The organism is Nocardia sp. JMUB6875, from assembly GCF_041154655.1.
Classification (GTDB): Bacteria; Actinomycetota; Actinomycetes; order Mycobacteriales; family Mycobacteriaceae; genus Nocardia.
On the sequence record NZ_BAAFGR010000307.1, the window covers coordinates 1 to 4970 of the forward strand.

Sequence of the window (4970 nt, forward strand, 5' to 3'; positions counted from 1 at the left end):
GCGGCGGCGGTATTCGCGCGGTCCCCCGGGTCGGTGCCGTTGGTGACGGTCACGGGGGGGCCGCGCGGCTTGTAGACGTCGGCGAAGCGGGGGGGCAGGGTCGGGTCGGCCGAGACGCCCTGCAGCGCGTCGAGCTTCTGCTCATTGGGCACGCTCGGGTCGGTGACCTTCTGCAGTTCCGCGTTGAGATCCGCCGCGGTCGGGACGGGCGGGTAGTTGGACTGGGCGGCGACGGCCTTCGAGGTGGTGGTCTTGGCCGGCTTGGTGCCCGGCTTGTCCCCGCTGCCACACGCGGACACCCCCAGGGCGGTCACGACCGCCAGCGTGGCGATCGCGATGCGCCCGATCTTCTGATGCTTCTTCACGATCGGCGACGCTACTGGTCCGGGCCCGGGAAGTCAGCGCCGGTACCCGGCCGGACGGCCATTCGCCCTGGATCCTCACAGAAGCCACACCAAGTTCTCAGAGTTGAGCGCCGGTGTCGCGGCTCGGGTGTGGCACGTGTCACACGTCATCGATGTCACGGGAATCGGTCGGCCGGCACCTCACGGGTGTCACCTCGAGAACGAAGGAGAACACCATGGAAACCCGACTGGACCTGATGGCCAACGAATTCGGCGTCAAGGTCGCCAAGCGGTTCGCCAATATCGGCATGTTGCTCACGCAGTCGAGCCTGCCGCGCTCCACCCAGGAGCTGGTGAGCCTGCGCGCCAGCCAGATCAACGGGTGCGGATGGTGCGTGGACATGCACACCAAGGACATGGCCGCCGCCGGTGAATCCGCCCTGCGGGTGAATCTGGTTGCTGCCTGGCGGGAATCGACCGTCTACACCGAGGCCGAACAGGCCGCGCTGGCCTTCACCGAGGAGGGCACCCGCCTGGCCGACGCCCACGAGGGCGTCTCCGACGAGACCTGGGCGCAGGTGCGCAAGCATTACGACGATGATCAGATCGCCGCGCTGGTCGCGCAGGTCGCCATGATCAACGCGGCCAATCGGATGGCCGTGATCCTGCATCAGAAGGGCGGATCCTACGAGCCCGGCATGTTCGCGCAGGTGGCCGAGCAGGCCGGATAGCGGTCGGGCGCCGATACGCGGTCGGGCCGGGTAAGCGGTCAGTTCGCGACCCAGGCGGGTAGCGGCTCCCGCGCCGCCAGCCAGGCCACCGGGATGCCGCGCCGGTCGCCCTGGGGCCCGATTCCGGTGTGCGCCGCCACGATTCCGCCGACGATCGCGGCGGTGGTGTCGGCGTCACCGCCCGCCTCGACGCAGGCGGTGATGGCGGCGGGATAGTCGGTCAGGAAGGTCGCGGCCGCCCAGAGCGTGAACGGCACCGTGTCCTGGGCGCTGACCTCGGAGCCGTTGCCGAGCTCATAGGCGGCCTCGGCGACCGTGCTGCCCAGCAGCTGGCGGGCCCGGCCGATACCGGCCGACGTGCGCCCGTCGATCAAATAGGGCTCCACGGATCGCAGCAATTCCTCTGGCGCACAGCCTTTTCCACGGCTCGCGGCGGCATGCGCGGCGGCCGCGGCGACCGCCATCGCCCCGACGATCGCCTCCGGATGCCGATGCGTCACCTCCGCGGTGAGCGCCGCCTGCGCCGCCGCCCGATCCGGCTGCCCGGCGAAATACGCCCCGAGCGGTGCGATCCGCATGGCCGCGCCATTGCCCCACGAGCCGACCCCGCCGAACCCGGCAGCCGCGGCCTCCGCCCACGGGATGCCGTCCCGAATCCGGTGCAGCACAACGACTGTGCCACCGCCATAACCGCGATACGGCTCGCAGCGATCGGCGAACAATGCCGCCAGGCGGTCCCTATCGATGCGGCCGTGATCGCGAATCTCGGTGAGGACCGAGCACGCCATCTCGGTGTCATCGGTCCATTCCCACGGCGGTGCGGGGGGATTTCCGGCAAGGAGATCGGGGACCGAGCGGCCCGGAACGAAGAATTGTGCGCCCAGCGCGTCGCCGACGGACAATCCGTCCAGGCTGTCCCGCGCGAAATCGAGAGGGGAAGTCATACGGCCGCCATCCTGACAAGCCGAACCCGCCGCCCGCAACCCCGGGCCGCTTGACCGCAACCCCGGCCCGCACGGGTGCACGGGAACTGCCAGTGCGGGTGCGCGGAGTTGTCTGTGCCTGCTGGAAGACTCGGGTCCATGAGATGGGCGGTCGCGGAGACGGGTGAGGGCGGGGCACGGGTCTGTCCGCTGGGGGCCGATGGGCGGCCTGCCGGACCCGTGGTCGAGGAGCCGTCGCTGGCCGCTGCGGTGGGGGCGCGGCCGGAGGTGGAGCGGTGGGTGTGGCGGTCGACCGCGGGCAGCTATCGGAAGTTGCTGGCGGCCGGGGTGCGTGTTGATCGGTGCTATGACGTCGAGGCGGCCGAGGCGCTACTCATCGGGCATGAGGAGGGGCAGTCCGGGCAGCCGCGCTCGCTGGCGGCGGCCTGGGCTCGACTGCGCCGCCTACCGGTGCCGCCGGACGCGCCCGCCCGCGCGGCCGATACCGAGCCGACCCTGTTCGAATCGGGCCCGGTGCCGCTGCCGTCGGGGGCGGACGAATTCGATGCGCTGGTCGAGGTTTACGCGGGTCAGCTTGCCCGCACGGCCCGGACCGAGCATCCCGAGCGGATGCGGATGCTGTTCGCCGCGGAGTCCGCGGGCATGTTGGTGGCCACCGAGATGTCGCGTGCCGGGATTCCATGGCGCGCCGACCTGCATCGGGAGCTGCTCGATTCGGTTCTGGGAGAACGTATGTCGGGTGGTGGTGAACCGCGCCGTATGGCTGAGCTCGCGGACGAGGTGTCGCGCGCGTTCGGCGACGGCGTGCGGGTGCGGCCGGATCTGCCCAATGACATCATCAAGGCGTTCGCTCGCGCCGGAATCCTGTTGTCCTCCACCAGGAAATGGGAACTCCAGGAGATCGACCATCCCGCGGTCGCGCCCCTGCTGGCCTACAAATCCCTCTACCGCCTGCACACCGCGCACGGCTGGTCCTGGATCGACCAGTGGGTGCACGAGGGCCGCTTCCGCCCCGAATACCTGCCCGGCGGCACTGTCACCGGCCGCTGGACCACCAATGGCGGTGGCGCGCTGCAGATTCCGAAGCTGGTCCGCCGCGCCATCCGCGCCGATCCGGGCTGGCGGCTGGTGGTCGCCGACGCCGATCAGATGGAACCCCGCGTGCTGGCGGCGATCTCCCGCGATCCGGGCCTGATGGAGGTGGCCGGTCGCGGCGAGGACCTCTACGCCGATCTCGCCGCCCGCGCCTTCGGCGGTGACCGCGCGAAGGCGAAGATCGCCATGCTGGGCGCGATCTACGGCCAGACCTCCGGCGACGCCCTCACCCACATGGCCGAACTCCGCCGCCGCTACCCGGCCGCCGTCGCCTACGTCGACGACGCCGCCCACGCGGGCGAGGAGGGCCGCCTGGTCCGCACCTGGTTCGGCCGCACCTGCCCACCGGCGGTCGCGTTCGAAGCCGAGGACGGTTCCGCCTACAGCGCCAACACCCCCAGGGCCCGCGCCCGAGGCCGCTTCACCCGCAACTTCGTAGTCCAGGGCAGCGCCGCCGACTGGACCCTGCTCGTCCTGGCGGGCCTACGCCAGTCCATGCACCAGGCGGGTCTGCGTGCCGAACTGGTCTTCTTCCAACACGACGAGGTCATCGTCCACTGCCCCGAGGAAGAGGCCGACACTGTCGCGGCCATGATCGCCATGGCCGCCGACACCGCGGGCCGTCTCGCCTTCGGCCCCACCCCGGTCCGATTCCCTTTCACCACAGCGATAGTCGAGTGCTACGCCGACGCGAAATGAGCCGCGCTACCGGCTGATGCGACGCGGGATCGACGCGGTCGCCAGCTTGTCGGGATTGCGGAGGGCGTAGAAGTTGGTGATCACGCCATCGCGGATCTCGATCAAGTACAGGCCCAGCAGCTGGTCGTCGCTGTAGAGCGCCATCGCGGGCAGGTTGTTGCAATTGACGATGTCGATCCGGTTGCCCGGCTCCGTCGCCAGCTTGCGGAACTGGTTGAGCAGGAACGCGGCGACGGTCTCCGCCCCGATGACCGGGTGCACGGCCGCGAGCACCTTGCCGCCACCGTCGGCGGTCCAGACGACATCCGGCGCCAGCAGCGACATCAATGTGGTGGCGTCACCGGTCGCCGCCGCGGTCATGAACTGCTGGGTGACCCGCTCGATCTCCGCCGAATCAACCGGCTCGAACCGCTTACGCCGCGCCTGCACACGCGACCGCGCCCGATGCCCGATCTGCCGCACCGTCGCAATGGATTTCCCGATCGCCGTGGCGATCTCCCCATAATCGAACCCGAACACCTCCCGCAACACGAACACCGCCCGCTCATCCGGCGTCAGCGTCTCCAGCACCACAAGCATCGCCATCGACACCGATTCGGTGAGCACCAGATCCGCCGAGGCATCCCGCTCATCCAGCAACAACGGCTCCGGCAACCAGGGCCCGACGTAATCCTCCCGCCGCCGCGAACTACTCCGCAGCGCGTTCAACGCCTGATGAGTCACCAGCCGTGCCAGATACGACTTCGTATCCCGCACCGTCGCCAGATCTACTCCGGCCCACCGCAAATAACTGTCCTGCAACACATCATCGGCTTCACTCGCGCTCCCGAGAATCTCGTAGGCGATCGTGAACAACAACGGCCGCAAGACGGTGAACCGCTCAGCATGCTCCTCAGTGCTCATGCCCTCAGGACACCACCGACCTCCACAACGTGACATCCCAACACTGTGACCTGGGTCACTGGGCGGGAAGGGGTGAGTAGGCGTGATGAGTAGTTCGGCGGATTCGGGGGATAGGGGTGTCCAATAGTTTTGGGAGGTCGGATTCGGGTCTGTCCAGATAACGGTGTAACTCGGGTTGATTGGGTTAGTTCCGTCCGGCGGTGAGTCGGCCGTCGAAGGTGATGTCGAAGGCGTTCAACGCCGCTTTCCAGCGG

Annotated in this window: 4 protein-coding genes and 1 pseudogene; 2 read left to right on the plus strand and 3 right to left on the minus strand. The window is 69.0% G+C overall.

Features of this window, described 5'->3' with window-relative positions:
• A pseudogene (locus ACAM49_RS38730) lies at positions 1-365 on the minus strand (hypothetical protein); the annotation flags it as partial.
• Positions 366-580: 215 nt separating this feature from the next.
• Here ACAM49_RS38730 and ACAM49_RS38735 point away from each other — a divergent pair.
• Complete coding sequence (locus ACAM49_RS38735) at positions 581-1075, plus strand: carboxymuconolactone decarboxylase family protein (protein WP_369640491.1); 495 nt, start codon at positions 581-583, stop codon at positions 1073-1075.
• A 38-nt stretch (positions 1076-1113) separates the two neighbouring features.
• Here the strand turns inward: ACAM49_RS38735 and ACAM49_RS38740 are convergent, their stop codons facing one another.
• A complete protein-coding gene (locus tag ACAM49_RS38740; RefSeq protein ID WP_369640492.1) occupies positions 1114-2019 on the minus strand; it encodes an ADP-ribosylglycohydrolase family protein in 906 nt (301 codons plus the stop codon).
• Positions 2020-2157: 138 nt separating this feature from the next.
• Between ACAM49_RS38740 and ACAM49_RS38745 the strand changes: the two genes are divergently transcribed.
• The gene (locus ACAM49_RS38745; protein WP_369640493.1) at positions 2158-3813 is read left to right on the plus strand and encodes a bifunctional 3'-5' exonuclease/DNA polymerase; all 1656 of its coding nucleotides are present in this window, start codon (positions 2158-2160) and stop codon (positions 3811-3813) included.
• Positions 3814-3819: 6 nt separating this feature from the next.
• Here the strand turns inward: ACAM49_RS38745 and sigJ are convergent, their stop codons facing one another.
• A complete protein-coding gene (gene sigJ, locus ACAM49_RS38750) occupies positions 3820-4716 on the minus strand; it encodes an RNA polymerase sigma factor SigJ (protein WP_369640494.1) in 897 nt (298 codons plus the stop codon).
• Positions 4717-4970: the final 254 nt, after the last annotated feature.